Source organism: Candidatus Methylacidiphilales bacterium (assembly GCA_033875315.1).
In the GTDB taxonomy this organism is placed as follows: Bacteria; Verrucomicrobiota; Verrucomicrobiia; order Methylacidiphilales; family CAZTYG01; genus JANRJG01.
In genome coordinates, this window is record JANRJG010000014.1 from 46,844 (window position 1) to 60,413 (window position 13,570).

A 13,570-nucleotide genomic window follows, 5' to 3' on the forward strand; every position below is an offset into this window, starting at 1 on the left:
GTAAAATTACTTTGTTTGCCGCGCCCGTTCAACTTCTTTGCGAAACTGCTCGAAGAAGTATCCCGCGTCGTGCGGCCCGGGCGAAGCCTCGGGATGGTATTGGACCGAGAAGGCCGAGGCGCCCTTGTGCCGCATCCCCTCGCAGGTCCCGTCATTGAGGTTGATATGGGTCAGTTCGATTTCCTTGGGATCCAGCTTGTCGGAATTCACGGCAAAGCCGTGGTTCTGCGAGGTGATTTTGACCTGTCCGGTGGCCAGGTCCTTGACCGGTTGGTTGCCGCCCCGGTGACCGAACTTGAGTTTGAACGTTCCCGCTCCCACCGCATGCCCGAGGATCTGGTGGCCAAGGCAAATGCCGAACAAGGGGACTTTGCCCATCAATCCGCGCACCGCTTCGTGGGCATAAGTCACCGCCGCCGGGTCTCCGGGGCCGTTGGAAAGAAACACCCCGTCCGGATTCAGCTTGAGCACTTCCCCGGCCTTCGTCGTCGCCGGCACCACGGTGATGCCGAAACCCTGCTCGCGCAGCCGACGCAGGATGTTGTATTTGATCCCGAAATCGTAGGCCACGATGCGGTAAGCCACCGGGGGCAGGCGGTCGATGCCCGGCTGCAGTGCCTTCTGGTTGTCGTCAAACCAGGTGGGTGAATCCAGTCCCTCCTCATCCCAGGAGAACGGTTCTTTGCAGGTGACTTCCTTGACGTAGTCGACCCCGACCAGACCGTGCCAGGCGCGGGCACGGTCGACCGCCCCGGCCGCGTCGAGTTCCGTGGTCAGTACGCTTTTCATCGCCCCCTGCACCCGGAGCTTCTTGGTCAGGGCCCGGGTGTCGACGTGTTTGATGCCGGGGATGCCGTTGTCCCGGAGGTAATCGGCCAGGGTCTTGCGGCTGCGGAAATTGCTCGCGATGGGGGACAACTCCCGCACCACCAGCCCGGAAGCGTGCGGGCGGTGGGATTCGACATCCTGCGGGCTGGTGCCGTAGTTGCCGATCTCCGGATAGGTGAGGGTGACGATCTGTCCCTTGTAGGAGGGGTCGGTCAGGATCTCCTGGTAGCCGGTCATCGAGGTGTTGAAGCAAATCTCCCCCTCCACCGTGCCCCCGGCCCCGAAGGATATCCCCTCGAACACCGTGCCGTCTTCCAATGCCAAAATTGCTTTCATGTGCTTGTCCAGATTCCCTTATGCCCACCCGTCCGGAAAGAAACAGGCGGAATTTCAGCTTTTCCAGGTGCTTATCCGTTGTTCCCGTCCATCCCCTTCTCCATGATCCCGTTTTCCAGCGTCCAGACGCTGCGCCCCCCCACGATCGTCCGCACGGCCCGGCCCTTCAGGTTCATGCCATGGAACGGGGTGTTTTTCGACCGGGATTCAAACTTTCCTTTGTCCACCGTCCAGGCCAGATCCGGATCGATGACGGTGATGTCGGCCACCGCCCCGGGAGCCAGTGTGCCCCGGTCCAACCCGAGCAACCTGGCCGGACGGTCGGTCAAGCGGGAGATCATTTCCGATAGGGTCAGGACCCCGCCATGCACCAGGGTGTTGAGGAAGATGCCCAATTCGGTCTCCAGGCCCACGATGCCGAAGGGGGCGTCGTCGAACTCCACTTCCTTCTCGAACGCGCAGTGCGGGGCGTGGTCGCTGGCCAGGATCTCGATCGTCCCGTCCCGCACCCCCTGGATCAGGGCCTGGATGTCGCGCGGCGTGCGCAGGGGCGGGTTCATCTTGAAATCGGTGTCGTAGGATTGAAGCGACTCATCCGTGAGGGTGATGTGGTGCGGGCAAACCTCGCCGGAAATGAGCACGCCGCGTTCCTTGGCCTCGCGGATGATGCGCACCCCGCCCGCGGTGGTGACATGCTGGCAGTGGACCCGGCAGCCGGTCAGCTCGGAGAGCAGGGCGTTGCGGGCGATGATGATCTCCTCGGCGATGGCCGGCCAGCCGCGCAGGCCGAGCAGCGCCGACCAATAACCCTCGTTCATGACCCCGTCGGCGGTCAGGGTGTAGTCCTGGCAGTGGTCCATGACCGTGAGGTCGAACATTTTGGCGTATTCCAGGGCGCGCCGCATGAGCTCGTTGTTCTGGATGCAGCGGCCGTCGTCGGTGATGGCCACCACCCCCGCGCGCTTGAGAGAGCCGATCGGGGCCAGCATTTCCCCCTGCATCCCCTGGGAGATGCAGCCGGTGGGGAGGACATTGACGACAGCCTGTTCGGCGGCCCTGGCCTTGATCCAGGCGATGGTGTTGGGGGCGTCGGCGGGCGGGCTGGTGTTGGGCATGGCCACCACGGTGGTGAACCCGCCCGCGGCCGCGGCCCGCGTGCCGGTGGCGATGGTTTCCTTGGCCGACTGTCCGGGCTCGCGCAAATGCACATGGATGTCGATCAGACCGGGGCAGACGACATACTTCGAGACATCGATGGTCTCCACCGGGATGTTTGGCGGCAGGGATTCGACGATGCGGCCATCGAGCACCCGCACGTCCCGTTGCTCGTCGATGGCGCGGGAAGGGTCGATGACCCGCCCGCCTTTGAGGATCAAAGCCCCTTTCATGAAGCACCTCCCGGATCCATCGGACCGCCCCCGCTGAGCAGGTAGAGAACAGCCATGCGGACCGCAAGTCCGTTGGTCACCTGTTCGAGGATGACGGAATTGGGACCGTCGGCGATCTCGCTGGCAATCTCGATCCCGCGGTTGATCGGCCCGGGGTGCATGATGAGCACATCCGGGCGGCAGCGGGCAAACCGCTCGGAGGTCAATCCGAAGAGGGCGGTGTATTCACCGAGGGAAGGGAACATGGTCTTGCGCTGGCGTTCATGCTGGATGCGCAGGAGGTTGATGACATCCACCTCAGGCAATACCTTGTCCAGGTCATGTTCCACCCTGACTCCCATCTCGCGGAAAATCACCGGGACCAGGGTGGAGGGCCCGGCCAGGGTGACCCGAGCGCCCAGCTTGAGGAGGGCGAAGATGTTCGAGCGCGCCACCCGGCTGAAGAGGATGTCGCCGAGGACGAGGACGTGTTTGCCCTGCACGGTTCCCAGTTTTTCCCGGATGGTGAAGACATCCAGAAGGGCCTGGGTGGGGTGTTCGTGCGAGCCGTCACCGGCGTTGATGACCGAGGACTCGAGCCGGTCGGCCAGGAAACGGGCCGCCCCGGCGGCGCTGTGCCGGAGGATGATGAAATCGGCGTTGAGGGCTTGGAGGTTGAGGGCGGTGTCCTTGAGCGTCTCGCCCTTGCGGATACTGCTGCCTTCCTTGGAAATACTCAGGACGTCGGCACTCAACCGCTGGGCCGCCAGCTCGAAGGAGGCGCGGGTGCGGGTGCTGGGCTCAATGAAGAGGTTGACGACTGTGCGACCGCGCAAGGATGGCACCTTCTTGATCGGGCGGCCCAGGATGTTCTTGAACGCGGACGCCGTGTCGAGCAACAGATGGAGTTCCGCCTCCTTGAGGTCGCGGATCTCGATCAGATCCTTTCTCTCCCACTTCATGAAGCCTCCCTTTCCCGGCCTTCCTGGAGCACCACTTCGTCGCTTCCATCCACTTCCTTGACCCGCACGATGACCTCTTGCCCGCGTGTGGTCGGCAGGTTCTTGCCCACGTAATCGGCGCGGATGGGAAGCTCGCGGTGCCCGCGGTCCACCAACACAGCCAATTGGATGGCCCGTGGACGGCCCAGGTCGGTCAGAGCGTTGAGGGCCGCCCGGATGGTCCGCCCTGTGTAAAGAACGTCATCGACCAGGATCACCGTCAGCCCGTTGAGATCGAACCGAATGTCGGTTTCTTTCGGAACGGGCGCGGCCAGATCATCGCGGTGGAAGGAGATGTCCAACCGACCCGGTTCGGGCAGAACCCGCGCGGGGTCAAACTGCCGGATGAGGGCGGTGAGGCGCGCGGCCAGAGGGACGCCCCGGGTCTGGATGCCCACCAGGGCGATCGGACGCTCGGGGGGATTGCGCTCCAACACCTCGTGCGCGAGGCGGTTCAGGGAGCGCGCCATGTCGGCCGCCTCCCAGATATTCCGGGTCTTGCTCATTCCACCTTTCCGGCCTCGCAGGGCCGATTTAAAGGCGCTTATCGGTTGCGCTCAATTGTGTTGCTGTGCCGGGTGTTCCTGACCCATCGATTGGCGCTGAAGGCGCCAACCCGCCCGGTGCTTGACGATCCAGTCCAGCAGGGCCTTTTCAAATCCAATATCCTGGCCAAGTTTCTCGCTCTCGATCCACTTGTGCTTCAGGATTTCTTCACGCTCCGCCAGAAATTCGCGGTATAGGGCCGAGTTGCGGAAGAAACTGTCGTTGTCTGGGTTCTGTCCACTCATGTCGGATGCGAGTGCCTTAAATTACAGGTTCGAAGACCGGTTCTGTCAATATGATTAGAACTTATGTTTTGCTTGCCTGATCCATTACCGTCACACCAACAGTATAACCTATTTTTGCCGCGCCGCTTGGCAATGGGAGAAAAATTGGAAGAAACCTTTTGCCCAAGCTTGCTCAACGGGGCAGCAGGCCGGCCAGCTTCTCCGCGGCCTGCCGGAAGGCCTTTGCCACCAACGACCCCTCCCCGGACAACACCACCGGACGACCGGTGTCGCCGCCCTTGCGGGTGTCGATATCGATGGGGATTTCCCCCAACAGGGGCACCCCGAGTCGGGCCGCCTCGCGCTTGCCGCCTTCCTCACCGAAGAGGAAATACTTTTTCCCGTCACTGGGACAGGCAAAGAAGCTCATGTTCTCCACCAGGCCGAGCACCTTGACGTTGACCTTCTCGAACATCTTCACCGCCTTGCGCGCATCGATGAGGGCCACTTCCTGCGGCGTGGTCACAATGACCGCGCCGGCCAGGGCCACGGTTTGCACAATCGTCAATTGGATGTCCCCCGTGCCCGGAGGCAGGTCGAGCACCAGCACGTCCAGTTCCCCCCAGTTCACTTGACGGAGGAATTGCTGGGTGTAGCGGGTCACCATCGGGCCGCGCAGGATCACCGGGGCCTCGTCCTCGATGAGGAAACTCATGCCCATCAACTTCAAACCGTATTGTTCGATCGGATTGATCCGCTCGTCCTCGGTCACGGTGGGACGTTCCGCGGTGCCGAACATCAGGCCCATGCTCGGCCCGTAGAGGTCGCAGTCGAGGAGCCCGACTTTCAGCCCCCGCAATTGCAACGCCACAGCCAAGTTGGAGGCCACGGTGGACTTGCCCACGCCTCCTTTGCCACTGGCCACGGCGATGATGTGCCGCACCCCCGGGATGCCCTGCTGGGTCCCTTCGGTCACGGCTTTCATCGGGCTGGTGACGCGGATGTCCACCTCCACGGCCCGGACGCCGGGCAGGTTGCCCAAGGACTCACGAATGGCGGCTTCCAACTGCCTGGGAACCTGGGCATCGGAGGTGGTGACTTCGAGGAGGACGCCCACCTTGCCGGCCTCGATGACCACGCCCTTGACCAAGCCGAAGGAAATGATGTCACGGCTGAAGCCGGGATACTTGACTTGGCCGAGTGCGCTGCGCACATCCTGTTCGGTGATCATGGGCTAATCAAAGTGCGGTCGGATCGCCGAAACGCAAGTCTGTTCCATCTCCGTTTCAACCCATGCCGCGGATCTTTTCCACCGCTCCGGCCATGATTGCCGAAGCCCGCTCGATATCGTCGAGCGTCTGGCCCGGGCCGGGTGCCATGAGGATGGCGGACCGGATGCGCCCTTTGTCCAAACCCATCACCCGCAAGACCCGTGAGTACTTTTCCCCGGGTCCCAGGCAACCGGAGGCCGCCGTCACCAGGACGCCGCGCAGATCAAGCAGCAACATCAGGGATTCGGCCTCTACTCCTTCGAAACTGACGCTGAGATGGCGCGGATCACGCCCGGGACCGGGAACCGGTCCGTTGATGCGCGCGTCCGGCACCTGCGACCGCAACGATTCCCAAAGTGCATCCCGGAGCAGGCCCACCTCCGCGGTCCGGGCGGGTAAATTGACGCCAGCCCAATGACAGGCCACACCCGCCCCGGTGATCCCGGCGACATTTTCCGTGCCCCCGCGCCGTCCATCCTCCTGCCTGCCACCGTGGAGCAAAGGCCCGAGGACCTGTCCGGTGCGCTGGTAGAGAATCCCCACGCCTTTCGGTCCATGGAAGCGGTGCGGCGAGAGACTGAGGAAATCCACCGGCAGAACCGAAACATCCAAGTCGATCCAGCCGCCCGCCGTGGTGGCATCAGCGAAGAAAGGCACCCCCGCTTCACGCGCCACCGCCCCGATGGCGGAAAGATCCTGGATGGCCCCGCTGTCGTGGTTGGAAACATGGGTGGCGAGCAGGAAGGTTTCCGGCCGCAGCGCCGCGCGGAAAGCGGCGGGATCGGCCTTTCCCTCACCATCCACAGGAACCCATGTGACCGAAAATCCACTCCGCTCCAGGAAAAGGGCGGTGTCGTGCAGGGCGGGATGTTCGGCCTCGGTGAGGATGAGGTGGCCGGATGGCTTTTTGCCAGCCAGACCCTTCAGCACCCAGTTGGCGCATTCCGTGCCGCTGGAGGTGAAGGTGATCTCGTCCGGCCGGGCCCGGAGCAACACCGCGGCTTCCCCGCGTGCGGCACGGAGGGCTTCCGCCGCCGCCAGCCCCATCCGGTGCAGGTGGGTGGGATTGCCGAATTGCCCGCCCAGAAAGGGCTCCATCGCCGCCCGTGCTTCCGGCAGGAGGGGAGTGGCGGCCAGATGGTCGAGATAGATCAAATCAAACCCCCTGAATAACCAGACTGAGGAGCATGCTCGCCGCTTGACCGACCCAATCGGTCAGAGGCCATGCCCCCGGTGACAAATTCCAAGAATCGAGGCCGGTGTCATCCGGTGCGGTGGAGGCCGAATTTTGCGTGGGCGGCTTTCGCGGCATCGTTGGCCCGGGCCTCATCGACCACCACGGAGATCTTGATCTCACTGGTGGAAATCATCTGGATGTTGATTCCCGCTTCGGCCAGCGCGCTGAAAAGATTGGCCGCCACACCGCTGTAGCTGCGCATCCCGATGCCCACCACCGAAACTTTGGCGATGCCCTCCTGGATCTGCACTTCGCCGGCCAGGGATTCCTTCTTGAAAGTGTCGATGATCGGGCGGATGCGGCGCACATCGTCCTTGGGCAGGGTGAAGGTGAGGTCGGTCTGGCCTTTGCCGCCCCCGGCTTCGGTGCTGGAAACGTTCTGTACGATCATGTCGATGTTGGCCCCGCTTTCGGCGATGGCGTTGAAAAGGCGGGCGGCCACGCCGGGCTGGTCCGGCAGGGCGGCCACGGTGACCTTGGCCTGGTTTTTTTCGACACTGACTCCGCGGACGACGACATGTTCCATATCTGGCTGCTCCTGTGTGACGAGGGTTCCCGGCTCATCATTGAAGCTGGAACGTACCTCGAAAACGACTCCGAACTTGCTGGCAAATTCAACCGAGCGCGACTGCATGACCTTCGATCCCGAACTGGCCATCTCGAGCATCTCGTCGTAGGAAATGACCTCGATCTTGCGCGCGTCGGGCACGACGCGGGGGTCGGCGCTGTAAACACCGTCCACGTCGGTGAATATCTGGCAGAGGTCGGCCTTGATGGCGGCGGCCATGGCGATGGCGGTGAGATCGGAGCCGCCGCGGCCGAGGGTGGTGATATGCCCCTCGTGGGTCTGGCCCTGGAAACCGGCAATGATGACCACGCTGCCTTCTTGAAGGTGTTTGCGCACGGCGGCGGGGGTGATGTTGGAAATTTTTGCCCGGGTGTGCTTGCCGTCGGTCACGATCCCGGCCTGGGCCCCGGTGAGGGAAACAGCGGGAACGCCGATGGCATGCAAGGCCATTGCGGTCAGGGCAATGGTGGTCTGTTCCCCGGTGGCCAGCAGCATGTCCATCTCGCGGTCGCTGGGCTCGGGGGTGACCTCGCGGGCGAGCTTGATCAGGGAATCGGTCACCCCGGACATGGCTGAAACCACGACCACAACTTGGTGGCCCGCTTGGTGGTCACGGGCGACGCGGCGCGCGACATTGCGGATGCGTTCGGGGTTGCCGACCGAGGTGCCGCCGTATTTCTGGACAATGGTGGCCATGAATTTCAGGACAAAGAGGCGTAAAAGTATCAAATTCCCGTAAATCTGCTATAAGAATTGTTGTGGAAGCAACCGCAGCCAAAGTGGAAGAATTGGACCGCATCCTGCGCCTGCACGCCCCCCTGCTGGTGGCCTACTCCGGCGGCGTGGACAGTGCCTTCCTGCTCTGGCGCGCGGTCCACGTTTTGGGAACTTCAGTCAGCGGGGCACTGGCCGATTCTCCAAGTCTCAAGCGCAGCGAGTTGGAAGAAGCCACCACCTTTGCTCGGGAACATGGCCTTCCCGTGCGCGTGGTGCGGACGACCGAAGTCGAAGACCCACGCTATCAAGCCAACCCGCTCAACCGGTGTTATTTTTGCAAACACGAGCTCTTCGGCCAGCTGCACGAACTGGCGCAAAAGGAAGGGTTCCGGGCCGTGGCTTATGGAGAAAATGCGGACGACGCAGGTGAATTCCGCCCGGGCCAGGAAGCCGCACGGGAATTCGCCGTGCTCGCGCCTCTGCGGGACGCCGGATTGACCAAGGCCGAAATCCGGACCCTGGCCCGGGAGGCCGGGCTGGGGGTTGCCGACAAGCCGGCCCAACCCTGCCTGGCCTCGCGCATCCCCACCGGACTGGAGGTCACGCCGGAAAAATTGCGCCGGGTCGAAGCGGCCGAGTCCCTGGTATCACGGGCAGGCTTCCGCATCGTGCGCGTCCGTCATCTGGACCGCAGCGCCCTGGTCCAAGTTTCCCCCCTTGAAACCCCCCGCCTGCTGGAACCGGCCTTGTCGAGTGAACTACGAAGATCGCTGCTGGAACTGGGCTTTGACGATGTGGCATTCGACCCCACGGGTTATCAGGGCGCTTCGCTGAGATAAAAAATCCGGGGCAGGGCCAGCGGGATCAACCCGAGAACGCAGGAAGCGTTCAGGCAGGGATCTGGGGGGATTGGCCTTGGACCGAAGTCTGGCTCCAACGGAGGCGGTGTTCGTGGGTGCGGGCCATCCAGTCCAGATCTTCCAATCCGTGGAAGTAATCCAAGGCCTGCTCCAAGGTCGGAGGCTCTTCCCAAATGCGCGGATGGATGTGGTCCGTGGCGGCGGCGCAGGCCCAGATCAAACGGGTCGATTCCTCGACAATGGCGCACTTGCGGGTCAGGCGTTCCAAAAATTCCGGGCTCGAAGGGTTGGGCGGAGGCGAGCCGATGGCCCCGCTGGGCGCGTTGCCGTCGTTGGCAATCAAATCAACCAGGGAAAGCACCGCGTGGTAGGTCTCTTGCGTGGTCTGGCAGTGTTCGTGGGCCAGTGCGTAACGCTCGAACTCGGCCAAGTCGGGAATATCGGATAGTTTCATCGCTGCCAATCTGCGTATTTGCCTGATTGCCTATCGCATCGCCTTACTTTTTCATTTTGGGGAGAATCTTCCGGAAGACAATGGCAAAAGTGGCATTATCTGGCAGGATGGCGTATTGCCATGCCTGAATTGGCCGAAGTCCGCTATTACAGCCGCCAATGGAATCCCGGTCTTGGACAGGTGGTTTCAGGCATCCATCTGCACCCACGGGCAAGGATCTTCCGCCGCACCCAACCGCATCGTCTGTCGGGGTGGCTGACCGGACAAAAACTCACCGGGATTGAAACCCATGGCAAAATCATGCTGTTTCGTTTTGCCGGCCGGGCCTGGCTGACGGTTCATTTGGGCATGAGTGGATCGTTAAGTTCCAGACGTCCCGGCTCCGCCCAGGCGCCCCACGAACACCTGGTGCTCCACTTCGCGCAAACCGACCTGGTGCTGACCGATCCCCGGATGTTCGGAGAAGTGCAAGCCGGTGAAGGCTCGGAACCCGCCGCCTGGTCCGACCTGCCCCCACAACCAACCGACCGCCGGTTCACCACCGCCCGTGTCCGCGCCCTCCTGCAAAAGCACCCGCGCAGTCCGGTCAAGGCGGTTCTCCTCATGCAGGAGGCTTTTCCGGGCGTCGGCAATTGGATGGCCGACGAAATCCTCTGGCGTTCGGCCCTCCACCCCGCCCGACAGGCGGGCTCACTGACCGCCGACGAATCGAAAACCCTGCATCACGAAACCGTCAAGGTTTGCCGCGATGCCCTCCGCGTCATCGGTCGTTCTTGGGGAACTCCCCCGGACACTTGGCTGTTCAACCACCGGTGGAAAGAAGGCGGCCACTGCCCGCTCACCGGTGCGCCCCTGGCAAGGGCGACCATCGCCGGCCGCACCACTTGTTGGTCGCCCGCCCGTCAGCCAGCCGGACGAAGCGACCGGCGCACCTGACAAACCTTGCCCCGTCCGCGCAAAAAAGGGTAAACATCGTTGTGCGGCGTATCCTGTTTTTCATCCTTTGCCCGGCTGGCGCGCTCCTCGCCGCCGCACCCGAACCCGCCTACCGCATCGCCGCACCCGCTTCTTGGGTCGAGATCCACGAAGCCTCCGCCCCCGGACAGGCGCCCCTGGACCAGATCGTCGACGGGGTTCATCGCCTTTTGATTGAGCGGCAATGCGACCCGGCCACGGCGTCGGTTTACCGTCGTGAGGCCACCCAAATTGTTTCCGAGACAGGCATCCAGAACGGATCCGAAGTGCGGTTGACCTTTGATCCGGCGTTTGAACAAGTCACCCTCCACCACCTGAGGGTCATCCGTGCGGGGCGGACGGATGACCGCACCGCGCGGGCGGAAATCCGTGTCCTGCAACGGGAGGAGGAAATGGATTACCACCTGCTGGACGGGCGTCTCATGCTTTCCGTCCACTTGGAGGACATCCGTGTCGGCGATGTGGTCGACTGGTCCTGGACCATAACCGGTGTTCACCCAACCATGAAAGGTCTTTTCTTCGACTCCTTTTTGGCCACGGGTGATTACCCGGTGCAGGAGATGCGCCTAATGGTCCGGGTCCCCGCCAACCGCCCCATCCAATACCGCCTGCACAATGGCGCCCCGGAACCCACCATCGCCGCCGGCGGGCCGGGTGTGGTCTGGTCCTGGCACTGGACCGCCACCAAACCCTGGCACGATGAACCTTCGCAGCCGTCCTGGTCCGATGAAAAACCCTGGATCGACCTGGGCGAACACGCCCGATGGGCCGAAACCGCGGCCTGGGCCCTTCCGCTCTACCGCTCAGAAGCACCAACTTCCGGCGAGTGGCGCCAATTGGTCCAGGCCTGCCGGGCCGCAGGGAAGCCCGAACAGCAGGTCCTCTACGCGCTCCGTTTCGTCCAGGACGAGATCCGATATCTCGGCATCGAAATGGGGGCCGGTTCGCACCGGCCCAATCCCCCCTCCACCGTGCTGCAAAGACGCTTCGGTGACTGCAAGGACAAGAGCCTGCTTTTCATCACCCTCCTGCGCGAACTCGGCCTCAAGGCCTGGCCCGCACTGGTCAACACCGAATCGCGCCACACCATCTCCGACTGGCTGCCCTCCCCCTACGATTTCGACCATGTCGTGGCCGCCCTGGAGTGGGAGGGAACATTGCTTTTCCTCGACCCCACCCGCACCCTCCAGCGCGGGCCGTTGTCGCAAATTTATGTTGAGGACTACGGCCGTGCCCTGTTGGTGCGGGAGGGGGAGTCCGACTTGGTGGACATGCACCCGACACCCGAATCCATGCCCCGGACCGAGGTCACCGAAAGCTACGACTGCCAAACTCCCGATGGTCCCACCCTCTTTTCGGTGCGCACGGTGTACCGGGGAGCCGCCGCCGAGGAGGCACGAAATGACATGGCCTCCTCCGGCCGGGAGAAACTCCAACAGGACTACCTCGAATACTACGCCCACACCCACCGCTTCATCCGCATGGCCCAGTCCCTGTCCTGGAAGGACGACCCGGAAGCAAACACGGTGGAATGCTCGGAATCCTACCTGGTGGACGGACTGTGGCGGACCACCGAAAGCGGTTCGCGCGAGGCGGAGTTTTATCCGCAAATGATCCGTGATCTGGTGGAAAAACCAAGCCAGGCCGTCCGCCGGACGCCTTTCTCCATCGACCACCCGCGCGACCTGCGACTGCTCACCCGTGTGAACCTGTGGCAACCCTGGAATCTCCATGAGGAGACGGACCAAATGGATTCACCCGCATACCGGCTTGAACGAAAGACCTCGCTCGAAAACAACGGACGGACCGTCGTCTTTCTGGAGCATTTCCGGACCAAGAAGGACCACGTCCTGCCGGGAGAAGTGAAAGAACACTTCCGGGCCGTCGACCAAACCCTTGAAAGCATAGGGCACACACTCACATTTCATACTGGGAAAGATTCCCCGGCCTGGCCTTCCTGGCGGGAATTGCAGTTGGTGCTGCTGGTTCTTTTTGCCGCGCTGGCCTCTGCCGGTTGGACCCGGGCCGCGTTGGCAACCACGCCCCCGCCCCTCCCCGCAACCGCCGGGACCTCCCATGCCACTCCAATCACAATTCGGTGGCTCCACCGAATAATCCTGCTGGGCGGACTGGTCGCATGTTTACGTCTGGTCATCCATCCGGCCTGGTCCGCGTCGGGGAGCACCATGGCCGTCCAGACGGATTTTGCCCTCAATCTCTGGCTGGCCGCCTCATCCGTTCCATTGCTGATTGCAGCACGGAGGACCACCCCGCAGCGGTTCGCCCTTGCCCTCCTTTGGACCCTGTTCACGTTGGCCGCAGTCACCGCTGTGTGGATCATGAAACCGGAGGGCCACTTCTGGTGGTTGCTCCAGGCACTCCTGGTGCCAGCCACCGCACTGGGCTTTCGGATGCGTTGACCCCGCGGGCAGGTTTTACTTGGCCGCGGGAACAAAATGCCGCAGGTAGCACTGCGAGACACAAAAATGCCGGCCTTTGCCGATGGAGAAACGGTGGGGGCAAGTGTAACGGTCGCCCAGATCGATGATGGGTGCCACCAGTTCCATATGCGGGAACCAGCGTCGCCGGCGATGGAATTCGGAACGCAATTCGTTCAATTCGCCAGCTTTCATCACCGCACCCACCAAACAATGAAACCGCCCGTTTTTCATGCGTGGCCATGCTGGCTCGGTTTAACTTTAAAGTAAACAAACTAATGCAAGCAGGTTTATCGTATTAGATTGTATTTGCATAGCAGATTGAAAATGATCACTGAACCACACCCGCCACCCGGAATCCGAGTTCCCGGAAAAAAGCGGCGACTCGCCCCGGCTGGTCTCCTTGAATTTCAATTTCCCGTTCACGCACCGTTCCGCCACAACCACAAGTCTTGCGCAGCGCGCGGGCCCACTCGGCCAATTCGGCTTCATCAAGGGTGTCCTCAAAACCACCGGCCACGACCACCGTCTTGCCCCCTCGCTGGGCAGTCTCCCTGCGCAAAACCACCCGTCCCCGGCGTAGTTTCGCAGGGTCCTGCCCCTCTTTTTCTTTATCGGGCGCAGGTTCCAGAGTGCTGGGTCCTACTGGCAAACCAGCGGCATCCAACGCGGCAAAAGGGTTGTGGATCGGACCCGGTGTGGCGTCCAGATGGATTTTTTTCTTCGAGCCTTGTTGAGCCATGCAGGT

At 62.4% G+C, this 13,570-nt stretch carries 14 protein-coding genes; 3 read left to right on the forward strand and 11 right to left on the reverse strand.

Annotated features, from left to right (window positions below):
- Positions 1–6: 6 nt before the first annotated feature.
- The 8 genes from carA to SFU85_04850 all read right to left on the reverse strand — a co-directional run bounded on the left by carA (position 7) and on the right by SFU85_04850 (position 8,074).
- Positions 7–1,164 carry a glutamine-hydrolyzing carbamoyl-phosphate synthase small subunit gene (carA, locus tag SFU85_04815; GenBank protein ID MDX6766089.1) on the reverse strand — a complete coding sequence of 386 codons (1,158 nt, stop codon included), beginning with the start codon at positions 1,162–1,164 and terminating at the stop codon, positions 7–9.
- Positions 1,165–1,235: 71 nt separating this feature from the next.
- Positions 1,236–2,552: a dihydroorotase gene (locus tag SFU85_04820; protein MDX6766090.1), complete on the reverse strand. Its 1,317-nt coding sequence runs from the start codon at positions 2,550–2,552 to the stop codon at positions 1,236–1,238.
- Positions 2,549–3,493, reverse strand: coding sequence for an aspartate carbamoyltransferase catalytic subunit (locus SFU85_04825; protein MDX6766091.1), 945 nt, complete (start codon positions 3,491–3,493; stop codon positions 2,549–2,551). The genes SFU85_04820 and SFU85_04825 overlap by 4 nt, the downstream gene beginning before the upstream one ends.
- Complete coding sequence (gene pyrR / locus SFU85_04830) at positions 3,490–4,038, reverse strand: bifunctional pyr operon transcriptional regulator/uracil phosphoribosyltransferase PyrR (protein MDX6766092.1); 549 nt, start codon at positions 4,036–4,038, stop codon at positions 3,490–3,492. The genes SFU85_04825 and pyrR overlap by 4 nt, the downstream gene beginning before the upstream one ends.
- 51 nt (positions 4,039–4,089) lie before the next feature.
- Positions 4,090–4,323: a hypothetical protein gene (locus tag SFU85_04835; protein ID MDX6766093.1), complete on the reverse strand. Its 234-nt coding sequence runs from the start codon at positions 4,321–4,323 to the stop codon at positions 4,090–4,092.
- Positions 4,324–4,495: 172 nt separating this feature from the next.
- Positions 4,496–5,533: an Mrp/NBP35 family ATP-binding protein gene (locus SFU85_04840; GenBank protein ID MDX6766094.1), complete on the reverse strand. Its 1,038-nt coding sequence runs from the start codon at positions 5,531–5,533 to the stop codon at positions 4,496–4,498.
- Positions 5,534–5,588: 55 nt separating this feature from the next.
- Positions 5,589–6,728, reverse strand: coding sequence for a cysteine desulfurase family protein (locus tag SFU85_04845; GenBank protein ID MDX6766095.1), 1,140 nt, complete (start codon positions 6,726–6,728; stop codon positions 5,589–5,591).
- Between the two features lie 107 nt (positions 6,729–6,835).
- Complete coding sequence (locus SFU85_04850; protein MDX6766096.1) at positions 6,836–8,074, reverse strand: aspartate kinase; 1,239 nt, start codon at positions 8,072–8,074, stop codon at positions 6,836–6,838.
- Positions 8,075–8,136: 62 nt separating this feature from the next.
- Here SFU85_04850 and larE point away from each other — a divergent pair, with 62 nt between their 5' ends.
- Positions 8,137–8,934 carry an ATP-dependent sacrificial sulfur transferase LarE gene (gene larE / locus SFU85_04855; GenBank protein MDX6766097.1) on the forward strand — a complete coding sequence of 266 codons (798 nt, stop codon included), beginning with the start codon at positions 8,137–8,139 and terminating at the stop codon, positions 8,932–8,934.
- Between the two features lie 49 nt (positions 8,935–8,983).
- Here larE and SFU85_04860 read toward each other — a convergent pair whose 3' ends face one another.
- Entirely contained in the window at positions 8,984–9,409 is a 426-nt protein-coding gene (locus tag SFU85_04860; protein MDX6766098.1) for a hypothetical protein, read from the reverse strand.
- A 120-nt stretch (positions 9,410–9,529) separates the two neighbouring features.
- On the opposite strand from SFU85_04860, the gene SFU85_04865 reads away from it, so the two are divergent.
- Both SFU85_04865 and SFU85_04870 read left to right on the forward strand, forming a co-directional pair.
- Positions 9,530–10,345, forward strand: coding sequence for a DNA-formamidopyrimidine glycosylase family protein (locus SFU85_04865; protein ID MDX6766099.1), 816 nt, complete (start codon positions 9,530–9,532; stop codon positions 10,343–10,345).
- 41 nt (positions 10,346–10,386) lie between these two features.
- A complete protein-coding gene (locus SFU85_04870) occupies positions 10,387–12,804 on the forward strand; it encodes a DUF3857 domain-containing transglutaminase family protein (GenBank protein ID MDX6766100.1) in 2,418 nt (805 codons plus the stop codon).
- A 15-nt stretch (positions 12,805–12,819) separates the two neighbouring features.
- Here the strand turns inward: SFU85_04870 and SFU85_04875 are convergent, their stop codons facing one another.
- Positions 12,820–13,056: a hypothetical protein gene (locus tag SFU85_04875; GenBank protein ID MDX6766101.1), complete on the reverse strand. Its 237-nt coding sequence runs from the start codon at positions 13,054–13,056 to the stop codon at positions 12,820–12,822.
- Between the two features lie 97 nt (positions 13,057–13,153).
- Positions 13,154–13,564 carry a translation initiation factor gene (locus SFU85_04880; protein ID MDX6766102.1) on the reverse strand — a complete coding sequence of 137 codons (411 nt, stop codon included), beginning with the start codon at positions 13,562–13,564 and terminating at the stop codon, positions 13,154–13,156.
- Positions 13,565–13,570 lie beyond the last annotated feature (6 nt).

What these genes read in the sequence shown, in the direction of transcription:
- SFU85_04865 (MDX6766099.1), top strand. Translation starts at nt 9,530, where the DNA reads ATGCCTGAATTGGCCGAAGTCCGCTATTACAGCCGCCAATGGAATCCC.
- carA (MDX6766089.1), bottom strand. Translation starts at nt 1,164, where the DNA reads ATGAAAGCAATTTTGGCATTGGAAGACGGCACGGTGTTCGAGGGGATA.
- SFU85_04860 (MDX6766098.1), bottom strand. Translation starts at nt 9,409, where the DNA reads ATGAAACTATCCGATATTCCCGACTTGGCCGAGTTCGAGCGTTACGCA.
- SFU85_04825 (MDX6766091.1), bottom strand. Translation starts at nt 3,493, where the DNA reads ATGAAGTGGGAGAGAAAGGATCTGATCGAGATCCGCGACCTCAAGGAG.
- SFU85_04880 (MDX6766102.1), bottom strand. Translation starts at nt 13,564, where the DNA reads ATGGCTCAACAAGGCTCGAAGAAAAAAATCCATCTGGACGCCACACCG.
- SFU85_04820 (MDX6766090.1), bottom strand. Translation starts at nt 2,552, where the DNA reads ATGAAAGGGGCTTTGATCCTCAAAGGCGGGCGGGTCATCGACCCTTCC.
- SFU85_04850 (MDX6766096.1), bottom strand. Translation starts at nt 8,074, where the DNA reads ATGGCCACCATTGTCCAGAAATACGGCGGCACCTCGGTCGGCAACCCC.
- pyrR (MDX6766092.1), bottom strand. Translation starts at nt 4,038, where the DNA reads ATGAGCAAGACCCGGAATATCTGGGAGGCGGCCGACATGGCGCGCTCC.
- SFU85_04835 (MDX6766093.1), bottom strand. Translation starts at nt 4,323, where the DNA reads ATGAGTGGACAGAACCCAGACAACGACAGTTTCTTCCGCAACTCGGCC.
- SFU85_04840 (MDX6766094.1), bottom strand. Translation starts at nt 5,533, where the DNA reads ATGATCACCGAACAGGATGTGCGCAGCGCACTCGGCCAAGTCAAGTAT.
- SFU85_04875 (MDX6766101.1), bottom strand. Translation starts at nt 13,056, where the DNA reads ATGAAAAACGGGCGGTTTCATTGTTTGGTGGGTGCGGTGATGAAAGCT.